Annotated in this window: 14 protein-coding genes and 1 pseudogene; 12 read left to right on the top strand and 3 right to left on the bottom strand. The window is 67.4% G+C overall.

Going from position 1 to position 17,858, the window contains the following annotated elements; translation table 11 throughout:
- Nucleotides 1–5 precede the first annotated feature (5 nt).
- The 6 genes from argS to rho all read left to right on the top strand — a co-directional run bounded on the left by argS (nucleotide 6) and on the right by rho (nucleotide 8,929).
- On the top strand, nucleotides 6–1,658 hold the full coding sequence (argS, locus tag ACPXCG_RS00170) for an arginine--tRNA ligase (protein ID WP_425787957.1): 1,653 nt from the start codon (nucleotides 6–8) through the stop codon (nucleotides 1,656–1,658).
- Entirely contained in the window at nucleotides 1,655–3,076 is a 1,422-nt protein-coding gene (gene lysA, locus ACPXCG_RS00165; protein WP_425787955.1) for a diaminopimelate decarboxylase, read from the top strand. The genes argS and lysA overlap by 4 nt, the downstream gene beginning before the upstream one ends.
- Nucleotides 3,073–4,407, top strand: a complete 1,335-nt coding sequence (locus ACPXCG_RS00160) for a homoserine dehydrogenase (protein WP_425787953.1) — start codon at nucleotides 3,073–3,075, stop codon at nucleotides 4,405–4,407. Before lysA ends, ACPXCG_RS00160 begins: the two co-directional genes overlap by 4 nt.
- Nucleotides 4,400–5,479 carry a threonine synthase gene (gene thrC / locus ACPXCG_RS00155; protein WP_425787951.1) on the top strand — a complete coding sequence of 360 codons (1,080 nt, stop codon included), beginning with the start codon at nucleotides 4,400–4,402 and terminating at the stop codon, nucleotides 5,477–5,479. The genes ACPXCG_RS00160 and thrC overlap by 8 nt, the downstream gene beginning before the upstream one ends.
- On the top strand, nucleotides 5,460–6,491 hold the full coding sequence (gene thrB, locus ACPXCG_RS00150; protein WP_425787949.1) for a homoserine kinase: 1,032 nt from the start codon (nucleotides 5,460–5,462) through the stop codon (nucleotides 6,489–6,491). The genes thrC and thrB overlap by 20 nt, the downstream gene beginning before the upstream one ends.
- 356 nt (nucleotides 6,492–6,847) lie before the next feature.
- Nucleotides 6,848–8,929, top strand: a complete 2,082-nt coding sequence (gene rho / locus ACPXCG_RS00145; RefSeq protein ID WP_425787947.1) for a transcription termination factor Rho — start codon at nucleotides 6,848–6,850, stop codon at nucleotides 8,927–8,929.
- A 90-nt stretch (nucleotides 8,930–9,019) separates the two neighbouring features.
- Here rho and ACPXCG_RS00140 read toward each other — a convergent pair whose 3' ends face one another.
- A complete protein-coding gene (locus ACPXCG_RS00140) occupies nucleotides 9,020–9,472 on the bottom strand; it encodes a class I SAM-dependent methyltransferase (protein ID WP_425787945.1) in 453 nt (150 codons plus the stop codon).
- A 27-nt stretch (nucleotides 9,473–9,499) separates the two neighbouring features.
- Between ACPXCG_RS00140 and ACPXCG_RS00135 the strand changes: the two genes are divergently transcribed.
- Entirely contained in the window at nucleotides 9,500–9,793 is a 294-nt protein-coding gene (locus tag ACPXCG_RS00135) for a hypothetical protein (RefSeq protein ID WP_425787943.1), read from the top strand.
- A 17-nt stretch (nucleotides 9,794–9,810) separates the two neighbouring features.
- On the opposite strand, the gene ACPXCG_RS00130 is transcribed toward ACPXCG_RS00135, so the two are convergent.
- Both ACPXCG_RS00130 and ACPXCG_RS00125 read right to left on the bottom strand, forming a co-directional pair.
- Nucleotides 9,811–10,839 (bottom strand): heme transporter, encoded by a 1,029-nt coding sequence (locus ACPXCG_RS00130; protein ID WP_425787941.1) that lies wholly within the window; start codon nucleotides 10,837–10,839, stop codon nucleotides 9,811–9,813.
- Nucleotides 10,840–10,898: 59 nt separating this feature from the next.
- Nucleotides 10,899–12,757: pseudogene (locus ACPXCG_RS00125) on the bottom strand (diflavin oxidoreductase).
- An 817-nt stretch (nucleotides 12,758–13,574) separates the two neighbouring features.
- Here ACPXCG_RS00125 and rpmE point away from each other — a divergent pair.
- The 5 genes from rpmE (at nucleotide 13,575) to glyA (ending at nucleotide 17,834) form a co-directional block, all read left to right on the top strand.
- Nucleotides 13,575–13,802 (top strand): 50S ribosomal protein L31, encoded by a 228-nt coding sequence (rpmE, locus tag ACPXCG_RS00120; RefSeq protein WP_124707574.1) that lies wholly within the window; start codon nucleotides 13,575–13,577, stop codon nucleotides 13,800–13,802.
- Between the two features lie 124 nt (nucleotides 13,803–13,926).
- Nucleotides 13,927–15,003, top strand: a complete 1,077-nt coding sequence (gene prfA, locus ACPXCG_RS00115) for a peptide chain release factor 1 (RefSeq protein ID WP_425787939.1) — start codon at nucleotides 13,927–13,929, stop codon at nucleotides 15,001–15,003.
- 4 nt (nucleotides 15,004–15,007) lie between these two features.
- Nucleotides 15,008–15,910, top strand: a complete 903-nt coding sequence (prmC, locus tag ACPXCG_RS00110) for a peptide chain release factor N(5)-glutamine methyltransferase (protein WP_425787937.1) — start codon at nucleotides 15,008–15,010, stop codon at nucleotides 15,908–15,910.
- 47 nt (nucleotides 15,911–15,957) lie between these two features.
- Complete coding sequence (locus ACPXCG_RS00105; RefSeq protein ID WP_425787935.1) at nucleotides 15,958–16,614, top strand: L-threonylcarbamoyladenylate synthase; 657 nt, start codon at nucleotides 15,958–15,960, stop codon at nucleotides 16,612–16,614.
- 2 nt (nucleotides 16,615–16,616) lie between these two features.
- Nucleotides 16,617–17,834 carry a serine hydroxymethyltransferase gene (glyA, locus tag ACPXCG_RS00100; RefSeq protein ID WP_425787933.1) on the top strand — a complete coding sequence of 406 codons (1,218 nt, stop codon included), beginning with the start codon at nucleotides 16,617–16,619 and terminating at the stop codon, nucleotides 17,832–17,834.
- Nucleotides 17,835–17,858 lie beyond the last annotated feature (24 nt).

The raw sequence follows: 17,858 nt of genomic DNA, 5'->3' as shown, positions 1-17,858 counted from the left end.
GAGCCGTGACTCCTGCCGACCTCGCCGCGCTGCTCGCCGCCGCGACGCTGACCGTTGTCCGTGACCACGGGCTCGACGACACGATCGTGCCCGACACCGTTGTCGTCGAGCGTCCCCGGCACGCGGATCATGGCGATTACGCCACGAACATCGCGCTCCAGCTCGGCAAGAAGCTGGGCGTCGCCCCACGTGAGCTGGCCGGCTGGCTGGCCGATGCCTTCACGGCCACCGACGGCATCGCGAAGGCCGAGGTAGCGGGTCCGGGCTTCGTCAACGTCTGGCTGGCGGCCGCCGCGCAGAACTCGGTGGTCGCGACCGTGCTGGCGGCTGCCGCCGACTACGGCCGTGGCGCCGAGCTCGATGATCGCACGATCAACCTCGAGTTCGTCTCGGCGAATCCGACCGGGCCGATTCACCTCGGCGGTACGCGCTGGGCCGCCGTCGGTGACGCCCTCGGTCGGGTACTCGCCGCGCGCGGTGCTGCGGTGACCCGCGAGTACTACTTCAACGACCACGGCACGCAGATCGACCGATTCGCGCAGTCACTGAGGGCCGCGGCCACCGGCGAACCGACCCCCGAGGACGGCTACGCCGGCGACTACATCGGCGAGATCGCGGCGCAGGTCGTGGCAAAGGTGCCCGACGTGCTCGACCGGCCCGACGACGAAACTCTGGAGACCTTCCGCGCGGTCGGGGTGGACCTGATGTTCGATCACATCAAGGAAAGCCTGCACGAGTTCGGCACCGACTTCGACGTCTTCACGCACGAGAACAAGATGTTCACCTCGGGTCTTGTCGACGAATGCATCGCCGAACTCAAGGCCAACGGCAACCTCTACGAGAACGACGGCGCCTGGTGGCTACGGACGACGAACTTCGGCGACGACAAAGATCGCGTCGTGATCAAGAGCGACGGTAACGCCGCCTACATCGCCGGCGACATCGCCTACTACCGCGACAAGCGCAACCGCGGGTTCAACCTCTGCATCTACATGCTGGGTGCCGATCACCACGGCTACATCACCCGGTTGAAGGCATCGGCCGCCGCGCTCGGCGATGACCCGCAGACCGTCGAGGTGCTGATCGGCCAGATGGTCAACCTCGTCCGCGAGGGCGTGCCGGTCCGGATGAGCAAGCGGGCGGGCACCGTGATCACCCTCGACGACCTCGTCGACGCCGTCGGGGTGGATGCCGCCCGGTACGCCCTGATCAGGTCGTCGGTCGACGTGAACATCGACATCGACCTCGACCTGTTGCGCAGGCAGTCGAACGACAATCCGGTCTACTACGTGCAGTACGCGCACGCGCGGCTGTCGGCGCTGTCGCGCAACGCCGCCGAGCTCCGCCTCGAGCCGTCGCAGGATCATCTCGATCTCCTCGACGATCCGGCCGAGGGTGAACTCATCCGTACCATCGGGGATTTCGACGAGGTGGTGGCCACGGCCGCCGAACTCCGCGAGCCGCATCGGATCTGCCGATATCTGGAGACGCTGGCCGGCGCCTACCACCGCTTCTACGCACGCTGCCGAATCCTTCCGCAGGGTGACGAACCCGCCGGTGACATCCATGCGGCGCGTCTCGCGCTGTGTGGGGCGACCCGGCAGGTCCTGGCGAACGGCCTCGAGCTGGTCGGCGTGAGCGCACCGGAGCGGATGTGAACGCGCACCCGGCCGGACCCCGGCACGCCGAACTGCTCGCTGCCCCGCACCTCGCGGAGCGGCCGAACGATCCGGTCCAGCTCGCTGCGATCCCGGCAAACGTATGGCCCCGCAACGCCGTTCGAGATTCCTCGGGCGAGGTCCACCTCGCCGGGGTCGGTGTGGAGGAACTCGCCGAGACCTATGGGACCCCGCTGTTCGTGATGGACGAGGCGGATTTCCGATCGCGATGTGCCGACATGGTCGCGGCATTCGGGCCCTATGGTCGCGTGCACTATGCGTCGAAGGCCTTTCTGAGTTCCGAGATCGCGCGCTGGGTCGACCAGGAGGGTCTGTCCCTCGACGTGTGCTCGGGGGGCGAACTGACCGTCGCGCTGCGCGCGGGTTTCCCGCCGGAGCGGATCGCGTTGCACGGCAACAACAAGAGTGTCGACGAATTGGCAATGGCGCTCGATGCCGGCGTGGGTCACATCGTGCTCGACTCGATGGTCGAGATCGAGCGTCTCGACCGGCTGGCCGGTGAACGAGGTCTGGTCGCCGATGTTCTCGTTCGCGTCACCGTGGGCGTCGAGGCGCACACCCACGAGTTCATCTCGACCGCCCACGAGGACCAGAAGTTCGGATTCGCGCTCGCCGGCGGCGTCGCAATGGATGCGGTCCGCCGGGTGTTCGCGACCGACAACCTGCGACTGGTCGGTCTGCACAGCCACATCGGTTCCCAGATCTTCGACATGGACGGGTTCGAGCTCGCCGCACATCGTGTCCTCGGTCTGCTCAAGGATGTGGTGGCCGAATTCGGCGTCGACAAGACCGCCCAGCTCTCCATCGTGGACCTCGGTGGCGGACTGGGCATCTCGTACCTGCCCGAAGACGACCCGCTGCCCATCGGCGATGTCGCCGAGCGGCTGGCGGAGATCCTCCGCCACGAGTCCGCGGCCGTCGGGCTCCCGATGCCGACCCTGGCGGTGGAGCCCGGCCGCGCGATCGCCGGCCCCGGCACGGTCACCCTGTACCGGGTGGGCACCGTGAAAGACGTGACGATCGGCAAGAACCTGTCCCGGCGGTACGTGTCTGTCGATGGTGGCATGAGCGACAACATCCGGACCGTGCTGTATCAGGCCGAGTACGACATTCGGCTGGTCTCACGCGTGTCCGAGGCGCCCGCAGTGGTCAGCCGAGTGGTCGGGAAGCACTGCGAGAGCGGCGACATCGTGATCAAGGACTGCTGGCTGCCCGAAGATCTGGCGCCCGGCGACCTGGTCGCGGTCGCGGCCACCGGCGCGTACTGCTATTCGATGTCGAGTCGATACAACATGGCCATGCGGCCGGCGGTGGTGACGGTGCAGGATTCGTCCGCACGACTGATGCTGCGACGCGAGACGATCGACGACATCTTGAGCCTGGAGGTTTCCGAATGAACCAGACCCCGAGCGACCCGACATCCGTCACCGGTGCCCGCGCCATCGGCGTGGCTGTGCTCGGCATGGGAAATGTCGGCGCCGAGGTGGTGCGGATCCTCGCGGAGAATGCCGCCGACCTCCGGGCCCGTGTCGGTGCGCCCGTCGAATTGCGGGGCGTCGCGGTCCGTGACCTCACCCGGCCGCGCAAGATCAGCCAGGAGTTGCTCACCGACGATCCGGCCGCGCTCGTGGCCCGCGCCGACGTCGACATCGTGGTGGAACTGATGGGCGGCATCGATCCCGCGCGCGAGCTGATCCGCGCGGCGCTCGAGAGTGGTAAGTCGGTGGTCACCGCGAACAAGGCGTTGCTCGCCGAGTACACCGGTGAGCTCGCCACCGCAGCCGCCGAGGCCAAGGTCGATCTCTACTTCGAGGCCGCTGTTGCCGGTGCCATCCCGGTGGTCCGGCCGCTGATGCAGTCGCTCGCCGGCGACACCGTGGAGCGGGTGGCCGGAATCGTCAACGGCACCACCAACTTCATCCTCTCGGCGATGGACGAGACCGGCGCCGCCTACGCCGACACTCTGGCCGAGGCAGGGCGACTGGGTTACGCGGAAGCAGACCCGACGGCCGACGTGGAGGGATATGACGCCGCCGCCAAGGCCGCCATCCTCGCGTCGATCGCATTCCACACCCGGGTGACCGCGGCGGACGTCTTCCGGGAGGGGATCTCCACGGTCACCGCCGCCGACCTGGTGGCCGCCAAGAAGTTCGACTGCACCGTCAAGTTGTTGTCCATCTGTGAGCGGGTGCACGATGCCGACGGGCGCCAGAGGGTGTCGGCGCGTGTCTACCCGGCGCTGATCCCGCTGAGCCATCCGTTGGCGACGGTGAACGGCGCCTTCAATGCGGTGGTGGTCGAAGCGGAGAACGCCGGGCGGTTGATGTTCTACGGGCAGGGCGCCGGTGGATCACCCACGGCGTCGGCGGTGTTGGGGGACATGGTGATGGCGGCGCGGAACAAGGTGCACGGGGGACGCGGCCCGTTGGAGTCGACATACGCGTCGCTGCCGGTCGCGCCGATCGACGACGTGCCGACCCGCTACTACATCTCGATGAAGGTCGCCGACCGTCCGGGCGTGCTCGCCCAGGTCGCCGGCGAGTTCACCAAGCGCGCGGTCAGCATCGCCGCGGTGCGCCAGGAGGGCGCGGGCGAGGACGCCCGGCTCATCGTGGTGACCCACCGCGCGCCCGACCGCGCGCAATCGGAATGCGTTGCGGCACTGGAAGACATGGATGCCGTGATCAAGGTGTCGAGCGTCCTGCGATTGGAAGGAACCGATGACTAACGCAACCCCGGTGCATCAGCGCTGGCCCGGATTGATCGAGGCGTATCGCGATCGCCTGCCTGTCGGCGACGACTGGCAGGTCGTCACCCTCCTCGAGGGTGGCACGCCGCTGATCGCCGCGCCGCACCTCTCGGAGGTCACCGGCTGCGAGGTCTATCTCAAGGTCGAGGGCCTCAACCCGACGGGTTCGTTCAAGGACCGGGGCATGACGATGGCGGTCAGCACCGCTGTCAACAACGGCAAGACCGCGGTGCTGTGCGCGTCGACCGGGAACACCTCGGCGTCGGCTGCCGCGTATGCGACCCGGGCAGGGATCACCTGCGCGGTCCTGATCCCCGAGGGGAAGATCGCGATGGGCAAGCTGGCCCAGGCGGTCATGCACGGCGCCAAGATCATCCAGGTGCAGGGTAATTTCGACGACTGCCTGGAACTCGCGCGGAAGGCAACCGCGGAGTTCACCGAGATCGAGCTGGTGAACTCGGTGAACCCGTCGCGGATCGAGGGTCAGAAGACCGCCGCGTTCGAGATCGTCGACGTCCTCGGCCGGGCGCCCGATGTGCATGCTCTGCCGGTGGGGAACGCCGGGAACATCACCGCGTACTGGAAGGGCTACACCGAGTACCACCGGGACGGGATCAGTTCGTCGGTACCGCGGATGCTCGGCGTCCAGGCGGCGGGTGCCGCGCCCCTCGTCAACGGAGCGCCGGTGAAGGACCCGGAGACCATCGCCACCGCGATCCGTATCGGCTCCCCGGCGAGCTGGAATCAGGCCGTCGCGGCGAAAGAGGAGTCCGACGGTCAGTTCCGGGCAGCCACCGACGAGAAACTGCTCGAAGCATATCGGCTCATCGCCGGTCGGGAAGGTGTCTTCGTCGAACCGGCATCGGCGGCCAGCGTCGCCGGTCTGCTCGCGGCCCGGGCAGACGGGTGGATCGCCGCCGGCTCGACTGTCGTGTGTACGGTGACCGGTAACGGTCTGAAGGATCCGGACACCGCACTGTCCGGAATGCCCGAGGTCGAGGCGATTCCGGTGGATCCGGTCGCGGTGGCGGATGCTCTCGGCGTCCGCTGAATCGACGGGTGTGGCCACCGCGATGACCGACGACGCATTGGTGGGAGATGCGAAGGTGATGCTGCCGGAGGGTATTTCGGCTCGAGTCCGGGTTCCGGCGTCCAGCGCCAACCTCGGACCCGGTTTCGACTGCCTGGGTATCGCCCTCGGGATCTACGACGAACTGATCGTGGAGACCACGTCTGCGGGTGTCGAGGTGGAGGTCAGTGGCGAGGGGGCCGAGGACGTCCCCCGCGACGAGAATCATCTGGTGGCCCGTGCGATCTCGCGGGGACTCGCGGTTGCCGGCGTGACCGCCGCGGGCCTGAAGTTGCGATGCGTCAATGCGATACCGCATTCCCGTGGACTCGGTTCGTCCGCCGCGGCGGCAGTGTCCGGCCTGGCCGCGGCATCGGGGCTGCTCGTCGAGGCCGGTATCCGTGACACTTTCGACGTTGCCGAACTCGTCCAATTGTCCTCGGAGTTCGAGGGCCATCCCGACAATGCGGCAGCGAGCGTGCTCGGGTCGGCGGTGGTGACCTGGATGGAGTCGGACCGGGTCGGGGGAGTGGCGGCGACCGACGCGGCCCGCGTCCGCTACCTTGGGCGGCGTCTGGCCGTGCATCCCGACATCACCGCGACGGTCTTCGTCCCGGCCACCGAGTCGTCGACGTCGTACACGCGCGGTCTGCTGCCCGATGCGGTGCCACGCCGGGACGCGGTCTTCAATGTCAGCCGCTCGGCACTCGCCGTGGTCGCATTGACCGACGATCCCGCGGCCCTGTGCGCGGCAACCGAGGACCGGCTCCACCAGGGCTACCGTGCCGAAGCCATGCCGCCGACCGCGGAATTGGTGGCTGCCCTGCGTAAACGCGGTCACGCGGCGACGGTCTCCGGTGCCGGGCCCACCGTCCTCGTACTCGGTGTCGGGCCGGTACCGGCGGAGGATCGCGATGTCGCGATCGGATTGGGCTTCGTGCCGTCGAGCGTCGCGATCGCCGGTGGCGTCGAGGTCACCCACGGGCGTTCCTGATCCGTGTGACGGTGGTGGCTCTCGTCGGTTCGCACACGGAATGGCGGGAAGGGCGTGTTGCCCCTATCATGCGAACGAGATACCATATACTGGTCTAGCCGCGCAGATATGTCTTGCCGTGCTTCTCTCCCGATCTCTATCTTGCCCTCCGGTCGGTTCCGGTCGCACGATTTCCTGTCAGGAGTTGTCGAGCAGCACCAGCGGACACACGCAGCAGACCATATTTCTTCTGACCGTCCACGGAGGAGAATCCCGAGCGGACACGCTCCGATGAGGACGAAGTCCCGCCTGAAGTGAGGCGGGGTGGCAATGACCCCTTTCGCAGCTTCGGTCTGCGGGGGAACGAAAGGATATCCGTGACGGATACGGACCTGATCACTGAACCGACCCCAACGTCGAGCACGGAAGCCCCGGCCTCCGGCGCCCAGTCGTCGGCGCGATCGGCGAGTGGCTCCACGACCCGCGCCCGCACCGGGCTCTCCGCGATGGTGCTGACCGAGCTCCGCGCACTAGCGGGTGAGCTGGGAATCAAGGGGACGTCGGGAATGCGTAAGGGCGACCTGATCGCCGCGATCAAGGAACGCCAGGCGGGCTCGGCCCCGGCCGCCAAGAGCGCCGACGGCCAGATGGCTCTGTCGGACGGTGCCTCCGGTGACGGCGCCCCGAAGAATGATGCCCCGAAGAATGATGCCCCGAAGAATGATGCGCCGAAGAAAGATGCGCCGAAGAACGACTCCGCGAAGGATGCGGAGCCGCCGACCCGCACACGGCGGCGTTCGCGCGCCGAGTCGTCGGAGAACGAACAGGTGGAGGCCACCAACGGTGCCGCCTCGGCGGCATCTGACGTCGGCGCCAAGACTGCCGACAGCAACACAAAAGCCGCCGACAGCAACACCAAGACCGCCGACAGCAACACGGCCGACGCGAAGACGGTCGGCAACGACCGGCAGGGCGACTCCACCGGCGGCGGCGACCAGCGCAATCGCAACCAGAACCGCAATCGCAACCAGAACCGCGACGGTGGGCAGGGCCGCGACGGTGGTCAGAACCGCGACAACCAGAACCGCGACAACCAGAATCGCGACAACCAGAATCGCGATGGTGGCCAGAACAACCAGGGCAACAACCAGAACCAGGGTGGCGGCCAGAACCGCGACGGTCGCCAGAACAACCGCGACGATGACGACGACGGCAGCGGTCGCGGCCGGCGAGGTCGTCGCTTCCGCGAACGCCGCCGTGGACGTGACCGCGACTCGTCGGGCTCGGGTGAACCCCAGGTCTCCGACGACGACGTGTTGCAGCCCGTGGCCGGCATCCTCGACGTCCTCGACAATTACGCATTCGTCCGGACCTCCGGGTATCTGGCGGGACCGAACGACGTGTACGTGTCGATGAACATGGTGCGCAAGAACGGGTTGCGCCGCGGTGACGCGATCACCGGTGCCGTCAAGGTGGCCCGCGAGGGTGAGCAGGCCAACCAGCGCCAGAAGTTCAACCCGTTGGTCCGGCTCGACACGGTCAACGGAACCGACATCGAGACCGCCAAGAAGCGCCCCGAGTTCGGCAAGCTGACCCCGCTCTACCCGAATCAGCGGCTTCGCCTGGAGACGACCCCGGAACGGCTCGACACCCGCGTGATCGACCTGATCATGCCGATCGGCAAGGGCCAGCGCGCACTGATCGTGTCGCCGCCCAAGGCCGGTAAGACAACGATCCTGCAGGACATCGCGAATGCGATCACCATCAACAACCCGGAATGTCACCTGATGGTCGTCCTGGTCGATGAGCGTCCGGAAGAGGTCACCGACATGACGCGTTCGGTGAACGGTGAGGTCATCGCCTCGACCTTCGACCGTCCGCCGTCAGATCACACGTCGGTTGCCGAGCTGGCGATCGAGCGGGCAAAGCGCCTGGTCGAGAACGGCCGGGACGTCATCGTGCTCCTGGACTCGATCACCCGGCTGGGTCGCGCGTACAACAACGCGTCGCCTGCCTCGGGTCGAATCCTGTCCGGTGGTGTCGATTCCACCGCTCTCTACCCGCCGAAGCGCTTCCTGGGCGCGGCGCGCAACATCGAGAACGGCGGTTCGCTGACCATCATCGCCACGGCGATGGTGGAGACCGGTTCGACCGGTGACACTGTCATCTTCGAGGAGTTCAAGGGCACCGGCAACGCCGAGCTCAAGCTCGATCGCAAGATCTCGGAGCGGCGGGTGTTCCCGGCGGTCGACGTGAATCCGTCAGGTACCCGCAAGGACGAATTGCTGTTGTCGCCCGAGGAATTCGCGATCGTGCACAAGTTGCGCCGGGTGCTGTCCGGGCTCGATTCACAGCAGGCGATCGATCTGCTCATCAGTCAGCTCAAGAAGTCGAAGACCAACATCGAGTTCTTGATGCAGGTGCAGAAGACCGCGCCCGGAGCGATGAACGACGACTGATCCGCCGAGCGGGCACGGTTTCACGCCGAGCGTGCACAGATCTCCATCCAGCGAGCCCATCACCCTTCGGGGGATGGGCTCGCTCGGTCTCTACGGCAGGTGAGACGGAGCGGTCGTGTCGTTCGATCGAGCGCGTGCCATCAGATAGATCTCCGGAAACCGGTGATCCGAGTCCGGCCGTCGGATCATCCGGAAGACCTCCTCGAACCCGGTGTCGGCGAGCGTGTTCGACAAGGTGTCCGGGTGCCAGTGCCACGCCCGCGCGACGAGGTGATCGAATTCGTGGATGCCGGTTTCGTCCGAGCCCTGCATCGCGATCAGGACAATGGTGCCCGGGCCGCCGCGTCGGTGCCACGACGCCAGGATGCCCGGTAGGAGTCGGGGCTCGACGTGGATGAGACTGAACTGCGCGATCAGGGCGGCGCACTGTTCCACCGGCGCGGACGCGCAGCGGGCGTCGTCGTCGAGAAAGCGGATACCCGGGTACTGACGTCGGGCGAACTTCAGCATCTCCGCACTCGGATCGACTCCGAGAACAGACATCCCCCGGGAGTGGAGGTGGGCAGCGGTATGACCCTGCCCACAACCGATATCGATCACGAACGGCGTGTCTCCGGTATCGGATATCACCATGTCGGCGAAGCAGTCGACGGCGTGGCGTTCCGTCTCGGACCGGAATGCCGACGGGAAGGTGGCTGCGTATTCAGTCGCGAGGGCGTCATAGCCGGGCTGCGTCATGAAGTGATGGTGGCCGTGCTCGTCGAGTTCATCAACTCTGACACGGGTTCTCGTGGGAACCTCGCCCACGCCGCGAGTCCGGATGGAATCCTGCGCCTGCTCGACGATCCTGCGCCCGGGCGGTGAGGCGTGGGAGGGCGGGGTCACCAGGCGACGTCGGCCACCAGTTGGTTCCAGGCGTCGAAGGTCTCCGCCGACACGGAACCCGTCTGCGTCGCGATGAGACTGCAGCGGGCGTGCCGATCGTAAAGTTCGATGGAGCCGGTCCGACCCCACACGCCGTCGGTCCAGGTCACCCAGCACTCGGTGACGAGATCGAAGTTGATCATCGCGCGGCAGGTGCCCGATGCGATCACCATGGATCCCCGATGTTCCCGCGCACTGTCCAGCCGATCGTGACGCATTTGGAGGCAGCCCGGTGCGGCGGTGGCGATGGTCATCGGCATCCCTAGCAGTGCGGCGTGTTCGAACGCGGCGACGACGCGGCGCGACTCCACCCGGGCGAAACCTTCCCCGCGGCGCCCCGGCATGGACCGGAGACGCAGCGTGCCACCGTCTTCGAGCACTGCGTCGAACTGGGCGATCTGATCGTCGGCGGGCGGCGTGTCGCGGTCCCCAGCCAGCTGCTCGTGCCATGCGGTGGCCTCGGCGGTGCCGCCGATGACACGAGGTGCGGCAGGCGTGCTGTCGAAACCACCGGCGTTCAGCGACAGCGACTCGAACGCGAGCCGATCCGAGGTCTCGGTGAGATAGGTCGCGTGCGCCGTGTTTCCGGCCGCGTCGAAGAGGCGAAGGGTCGGCGGCACGTGTGCCGCCGGATCGGTGACCAGTGCGGAGCCGAGTCGAACAGGGTTGAGACGCAGTGAGATCCGCGACGGTCGGCACCGGATCGGTCCGCCGATACCCACCGGCAGCTCATGGATTCCGACGTCGTTCATGAGGACGGGGCCGGCCACCGTGACCCCGACGACCTGTTCGAGCGACGGCAACTGCGCTGCAACCCCAGCGACGTCGGAGCCGAGTAGGGAGCCCGAGAAGCCGGGAGTCGCCAGCAACGTGTCGAGGTCGTTGGATGCCCCATTCGCACGCGGACAGCTGCACTGCTCACCACAGGCCGGACGCGACGGGCGTCCGGTTCCCTCGGAGTCCTCTGGTCGGGGTGATTCGGGCATCGTTGCCGTTCCTTTCCGTGTCCTGAGCCAGGCTCGGTGTGGGGTCGAGTCGGAAGTGGTCAGTACACGTCGCGCAGATATCGTTTGGCTCGCTTGAGGTCGTCGACGTAGTCCTGTGCCGCCTCGGCGGACATGCCGCCGTGTTCGGCGACGATCTCGTGCAGGGCGGCGTCGACATCGTGGGCCATGCGTGTCGCGTCACCGCACACATAAAGATGTGCCCCGTCGGACAGCCAGGCGAACAGGTCAGCACCTTGTTCGCGCATGCGGTCCTGCACATAGACCTTGTGTTCCTGATCGCGCGAGAACGCGAGGTCGAGCCGATCGAGCAGGCCGTCGGTCACGAACTGCTCGACTTCGTCGGCGTAGAGGTGGTCGCGGACCCGGTTCCGGTCACCGAAGAACAGCCAATTCGCGCCCCGCGCACCACGAGCGGACCGCTCGTGCAGGAATGATCGGAACGGGGCGATTCCGGTACCGGGCCCGATCATGATCGTCCTGGTGTCGTCGGCGGGCAGTCGGAACGATTTGTTGGCGGAGATGAACACCTCGACACGGGGCCCTCGGGTCGCCGGTCGGCGAGGTAGGTCGAGCACACTCCGCCCCGCTGCCGTTCCCCGGACCGGTAACGCACCGTGGCCATGGTGATGTGCACGGTGCCGACATGGGCCACCGGGCTCGAGGAGATCGAGTACACGCGGTGCTGCAGCGGACGTAGTTCGGCGAGTAGTTCCTCGGGGCTGATGGTCAACGTCGGGTCCACGTCCAGGAGGTCCAGCACATCCTTGCCGCCGAGCCATGCGTCGAGCGCCTCGCGATCACCGGTGGACGTGAGGTGGGTGAGCTCGGGATCTCGGCTGCGCTGGGCGACGTAGTCGACGAGGTACTTGGAGGGCGTCGAGATCTCGTACTGACGGGTCAGCGCATCCTGCAGCGTTCGTTCGGCCCTGCGGTCGGTGATCATCGTGTCCGGTGACACCCCGAGCCGGGCGATGATCAGGTCGACCAGATCGGCGTCGTTGACCGGTGCGATGCTGATCCCGTCGCCGGGCTGGTACTCGATTCCGCTGTCGCCCAGGGATATGACCAGATGCCGGACCTCTTTGTCCGACGTCGGACCGGACAACAGCGTGTTGGCGACGATGGTCGCGGGATAGGGGTTCTTGCGATTCCACGGGGATTTCGTGCGTGTGCCGCGCGCTTTTGCCGCAGGTGGCCGGGGTCGATCGTCGGATGCCCGCGGAGCTTCTGATGCTTCGGGCTCGGCACTGGCAGAGGTGGTGAGCGTGGTGGACGCCGGGGCATCATCGATGTCCACGGATGCAAGCGCCGGCACGGCGTGGGTGACCCAGGCGTCGGACAGTGCCTCGAAATCGACGCCGCAGTCGGTGCGGTCGACGACCCGGGTGGCGCCGAGCTCGGCCGGCCGTGCATCGATGTTCTTGCCTGCCTGGCAGAAACCGTCGTAGATCGAGTCGCCGAGGGCGAGAACGCCGTAGTAGATACCCTCGAGGCGAGGTGCATCGGGCGCGGCGAGCGCGCGCCAGAACAACTCGGCGTTGTCGGGCATGTCACCTACGCCATAGGTGGAGGCGATCACCAGAAGACGGCGTACCGCAGACAACGCGGTGATGTCGAGGGCGTCGAGATCGCGTCGGACCGGGTCGACAGCATGCGAACGGGCCACGGACTCGACCTGTTCGGAGATCCACTCGGCGGTGCCGGTCTGGCTTCCGTAGACGATCTGCGAGGGAACACCGCCGTCCGACGATGCGGGCTGCTCCGCGACGGCCGAGGTGGGCGCGGTACCTGTGCTCGGCATCGCGAGACGGGTGTTGAGACCGCCGAGGAAGCCCGCGAGCCAGGCCTTCTGGTCGCCGGTGAACGGGACATCTGCGGGGATGTACGGGAGTTGCATGTCAGCCCACCTTCGCGGTGTCGGTGTGTACGGAACCAGAGCGCAGGCCGTCCGCGACACCAACTCGAAATCCTCGGTGAGCACCAGATTTCGGGCCACGGTGGCGATCGCCCGATCGCTCGAGGCCGCCTGCTCCCGTGTGTGGTTGCCGCCGACCAGGGGCAGTCGTGTGCGCGACACCTGTCGTGCCATCGCGAACACGGTGAACGCGTTGAGCAACCGGTACATGTCGGCGCTGCCGGTCTGGCCGTACTCGGGTACGGCGCCGTCCTGGTAGCCACCAACGCCCGGGGCATCGCGTACGCGACGTGGTGACGTTCGGTCTCCCAGTTCTCCAGGAGCCGCGTTCCCAACGCCGACCGGGCGCCGAGACGTGCATCCGAGCAACTCCCGGACGGCGAGATGGTGGAGCGGGGCCAGCGGGTCGTCGACCCCCGTACTCGTCGCTCGGGTCCCACAGGAGGGTCCGCGGGTGGTGATCAGGCCGCATTCGGTCCTCAGGTCTTGGGCCGTCCGCTCGTGGACGGCGCCGGCGGAAGGGTCGGGGCTCGCTGTGACGATGAAGCGATGCTGACGGAAACGTCAGCCTACAACTTAGCTAAGCCTTACTATTGTAAGGCACGCCTAACAGGGGAATGGAAACCAGTGAAGTGCTGTTCAATCAGGTGGATCGTTCGTCAGCGAGCCGATCGGCCTCGGAAGTCCGCGGATTTCCAGGTCGAACGCGCCGCGTGGCATACTGAGCGGTCGAGTCCGGTTCCGGTTCACACCGTCGATCCCCGACGGTGACCCGGCGACCACAGAAAGGGACAACCAGATGAAGCAGGGCATTCACCCCGAGTACGCGACGACCACGGTCGTCTGCGGCTGCGGCAACACCTTCGAGACCCGCAGCACGGCGGACAACGGACGTATCAACGTCGAGGTCTGCTCGCAGTGCCACCCGTTCTACACAGGCAAGCAGAAGATTCTCGACACCGGCGGCCGCGTGGCCCGGTTCGAGAAGCGCTACGGCAAGCGTGCCAAGAAGGCCGACGCACAGTAGCTCGACCGACGACGCCCTGCCGGCGCGCTCAGCGCGTCCGGTGGGGCGTCGTTTTTCGTTCTCCGAATCCTCTCGGCCGTGAGCGATGCCGGACACGAGAGATGTCCTGAGAGGTGAGCACCAGGTGACCACGCAGAGCCCGTCGGCGATCGACGACATCCTCGCCGAACATGCCGGCCTCGAGGCCCAGCTGGCCGACCCGTCGTTGCACGACGATCCCGGTGCCGCCCGTCGGGTCGGCAAGCGGTTCGCCGAACTCGCTCCCATCATGGCGACCCATCGTCGTCTGGAGGCCGCGCGGGACGATCTCGCCGCCGCACGCGAACTGGCGGCCGACGACCCGGCATTTGCCGACGAGATCCCGGCACTCGAGGCCACGGTGGTCGAACTCGACGCGACATTGACCGATCTTCTGGCGCCCCGCGACGCGCACGACGGCGACGACGTCGTCCTCGAGATCAAATCCGGTGCCGGTGGTGAGGAATCGGCCTTGTTCGCCGCCGATCTCGCCCGCATGTATCTCAAATACTGCGAACGATGCGGTTTCAAGGCGCAGATCCTCGGCGTCACCGAATCCGACCTCGGCGGGTACAAAGAGGCCACTCTCTCGATCAAGTCGAGAGAGCAACTGCGCGAAGGTGTCTGGGCTCGCCTCAAGTTCGAGGGTGGCGTCCATCGAGTGCAGCGGGTGCCGGTCACCGAATCGCAGGGGAGAATCCACACCTCGGCCGCCGGTGTGCTGATCTATCCGGAACCGGAGGAGGTCGCCCAGGTCGAGATCGACGAGTCGGATCTGCGGATCGACGTCTATCGGTCGTCCGGAAAGGGCGGTCAGGGCGTCAACACGACGGACTCCGCGGTCCGGTTGACCCACCTGCCCACCGGGATCGTCGTGACCTGTCAGAACGAACGTTCGCAGCTGCAGAACAAGGCGAGGGCCATGCAGGTACTCGCGGCGCGCCTGCAGTCGGCCGCCGAAGAGGAGGCCGACGCCGCGGCCGCCGAAGGGCGGGCCGCGCAGATCCGCACCGTCGATCGCTCCGAGCGCATCCGGACCTACAATTTCCCGGAGAATCGGATCACCGATCACCGAATCGGCTACAAGGCGAACAATCTCGACGCCGTGCTCGACGGTGACATGGATGCGCTCCTCGATGCACTCGTGGCCGCCGATCGGCAAGCCCGCCTCGAAGCGCAATGACGCGATGACCAGGGACCCGTCGGACACGGCGCGCACCGCGCCGCTCGCTCGGGTGGACTCCGAGTTGGCCACGGCGGAGCGGATCCTGGGCGACGCCGGGATCGACAGCGCGCGTGGCGATGCCGAGTGGTTGCTCGCCGCAGTCCTGGGGATCGATCGTGGTCGGCTGATCGTCGTCGATGGACTCGATCAGGACACCCGCGATCGGTTCCGCGGTCTGGTGACCCGTCGCGCGATGCGCATCCCGTTGCAGCACATCGTCGGGGCCGCCGCGTTCGGTCCGGCCGAGCTCGCCGTCGGCCCCGGCGTCTTCGTCCCCCGTCCGGAGACGGAGTTCCTCGCTGAATGGGCGGTCGGGATCGCGGGCCGGGCCGGCCGAACCGTGACGGTCGTCGACCTGTGCAGCGGCAGCGGTGCCCTGGCGATCGCGATCGCGACGATGCTGCCGGGCGCTCGGGTGTGGGCGGTCGAGCGGTCGCCGAACGCACTGGAGTGGTTGCGGCGCAACGTCGCGAGCGCATCCCCGGAGGTGCGTGATCGGATCACGGTGGTGGCGGCTGACGTGACCGATGCGGCGCAGATACGCGCCGCACTGCCGTCGAGGTCGGTCGACGTCGTGGTGGCAAACCCGCCCTATGTCCCGCAGGCGGCCCAGGTCGCACCCGAGGTGGCCCACGATCCGGCCGACGCGGTGTTCGGTGGGGCCGACGGGATGTCGGTGATCCGACCGATGATGCCGATCGTCGCCGGACTGTTGCGGCCCGGTGGTGTGGTGGGTGTCGAGCACGACGACACGACCTCGGCCGCGGTTGTCGACGTCGTCGATGCGGTGGGCGCCTTCGACGATGTGCGTGCCCGCGACGACCTGGCGGGACGCCCGAGATTCGTCACCGCACGTCGAGTGTGAGCGGACCGCTGCGACCGTCCGGACGCCGGGCGTGGGAGGATGGCCGGGTGAGCACGGTATTCGACTGCAGTGACCCGCAAGGCCGGGCGGCGGGTATCCGCGCAGCTGTCGGAGCAGCGAAGGCGGGCAGGCTCGTGGTGCTGCCGACCGACACGCTCTACGGCATCGGTTGCGAGGCGTTCGACAGCGAGGCGGTGGCCGCCCTGCTGGCCGCCAAGGGGCGAGGGCGCGACATGCCTGTCCCGGTGCTGGTGGGTTCGTGGCACACGATCGACGGCCTGGTGTTGTCGGTGTCGACCGCCGCGCGTGACCTGGTCGAGGCGTTCTGGCCCGGCGGGCTGAGCCTCGTGGTCGAGCAGGCGCCGTCGCTGGCCTGGGACCTGGGAGACACCAACGGCTCCGTGATGCTGCGCATGCCTTTGCATCCGGTGGCGATCGAGCTCCTGCGCGAGGTCGGGCCGATGGCGGTGTCGAGTGCCAACGTGTCGGGACGGCCACCCGCGACCACCGTCGACGAGGCCCGTGACCAGCTCGGCGAGTCGGTGTCGGTCTACCTCGACGGTGGTACCGCCGCGGAGGCCCAGCCGTCCACGATCGTCGATCTGACAGGCCCGACGCCACGAATCCTGCGTGAAGGGGCGGTGTCGATCGACGCCATCGCCGAGGTCCTCGATCTCGACGTCGACGTGCTGGCCGCGCGCTGACGATGCCGTTCGCCCACTCCGACCCGCAGATCGCCGACCTCGTCGAGCGTGAGAGTCGTCGTCGCGCAACCACTGTGCAGTTGATCGCGTCGGAGACGCCCGCGAGTCCGGCGGTTCGCGAGGCGCTGGCGTCGGAATTCGGCGCGAAATATGCCGAGGGGTATCCGGGGGCGCGCTTCCACGGCGGATGCGAGGTCGTCGACGAACTCGAGCAACTCGCCATCGACCGCGCAGCCGAACTGTTCGGCGCCGAGTACGTCAACGTCCAGCCGCTGTCGGGGAGCGCCGCGAATCTCGCCGTCTACGCCGCGTTTGCGCAGCCGGGCGACCCGGTCCTGGCGTTGCGCCTCGACCAGGGCGGGCACCAGAGCCACGGATCCCGGGCGAACTTCTCCGGTCGCTGGTTCTCGTCGATCCACTACGGCGTACGTCCATCCGACGAACGCATCGATTACGACGAACTCCGCGATCTGGCGTTGCTCCATCGGCCGCGGATCATCGTCGCCGGCGGTGCGGCATATTCGCGCTCGATCGACTTCGCCGCCCTGCGAACCATCGCCGACGAGACCGAGTCGATCCTCTGGATCGACGCCGCGCATCTCGCCGGCCTGGTCGCCGGGGGAGTGCTGGCGTCTCCGGTGCCGCATGCCGACGTGGTCACGTTGTCCACGCACAAGGTGCTGCAGGGGCCGCGCGGCGGGATGGTCCTGGCCCGCGGCGCCCATGCCACGGTGCTGCAGAAGGCGGTGCACCCGTTCGTCCAGGGCGGACCGTCGATGGGATCGATCGCCGGCAAGGCGGTCTGCATGCGGGAGTCGGCGACCGACGAGTTCGCCTCGTATGCGGCGGAGGCCGTCGCGGCGGCGCAGCGCCTGAGCGACGAACTGTCCGCCAACGGTCTCCGGATCGTGAGTGGCGGCACCGACATCCACCTCGCGGTGGCCGATGTCTCCGCGATCGGACTCACCGGGGCCGAGGCGCAGCGGCGTCTGGCCTCGGCCGGGATCGTGGTGGACCGGGCCGTGTTGCCGTTCGATCGTGAACCGGTCACCTCTGGCTCGGCGATTCGTGTCGGCACGCCGACGGCGGTGCTCGGCGGTCTCGGTGTCGAGGCGATGTCGATGATCGCCGGCTGGATCATCCGCGGGTTGCGGGATCCGGTGGGCAGCGACCAACACGCCGGTATCCGCGCCGAAATCGAACGAGAGCTCGGCGGGTAGCGTTGTGCGGGTGTTCGATCCCCA

This window comes from Gordonia sp. DT218, assembly GCF_049847105.1.
Classification (GTDB): domain Bacteria; phylum Actinomycetota; class Actinomycetes; order Mycobacteriales; family Mycobacteriaceae; genus Gordonia.
The sequence above is the reverse complement of the archived record's forward strand: the minus strand, read 5'-3'. Positions and strand labels throughout refer to the sequence as shown.

What these genes read in the sequence shown, in the direction of transcription:
- ACPXCG_RS00160 (WP_425787953.1), top strand. Translation starts at nt 3,073, where the DNA reads ATGAACCAGACCCCGAGCGACCCGACATCCGTCACCGGTGCCCGCGCC.
- thrC (WP_425787951.1), top strand. Translation starts at nt 4,400, where the DNA reads ATGACTAACGCAACCCCGGTGCATCAGCGCTGGCCCGGATTGATCGAG.
- thrB (WP_425787949.1), top strand. Translation starts at nt 5,460, where the DNA reads ATGCTCTCGGCGTCCGCTGAATCGACGGGTGTGGCCACCGCGATGACC.
- ACPXCG_RS00140 (WP_425787945.1), bottom strand. Translation starts at nt 9,472, where the DNA reads ATGTCTGTTCTCGGAGTCGATCCGAGTGCGGAGATGCTGAAGTTCGCC.
- ACPXCG_RS00135 (WP_425787943.1), top strand. Translation starts at nt 9,500, where the DNA reads ATGACCCTGCCCACAACCGATATCGATCACGAACGGCGTGTCTCCGGT.
- ACPXCG_RS00130 (WP_425787941.1), bottom strand. Translation starts at nt 10,839, where the DNA reads ATGCCCGAATCACCCCGACCAGAGGACTCCGAGGGAACCGGACGCCCG.
- rpmE (WP_124707574.1), top strand. Translation starts at nt 13,575, where the DNA reads ATGAAGCAGGGCATTCACCCCGAGTACGCGACGACCACGGTCGTCTGC.
- prmC (WP_425787937.1), top strand. Translation starts at nt 15,008, where the DNA reads ATGACCAGGGACCCGTCGGACACGGCGCGCACCGCGCCGCTCGCTCGG.
- glyA (WP_425787933.1), top strand. Translation starts at nt 16,617, where the DNA reads ATGCCGTTCGCCCACTCCGACCCGCAGATCGCCGACCTCGTCGAGCGT.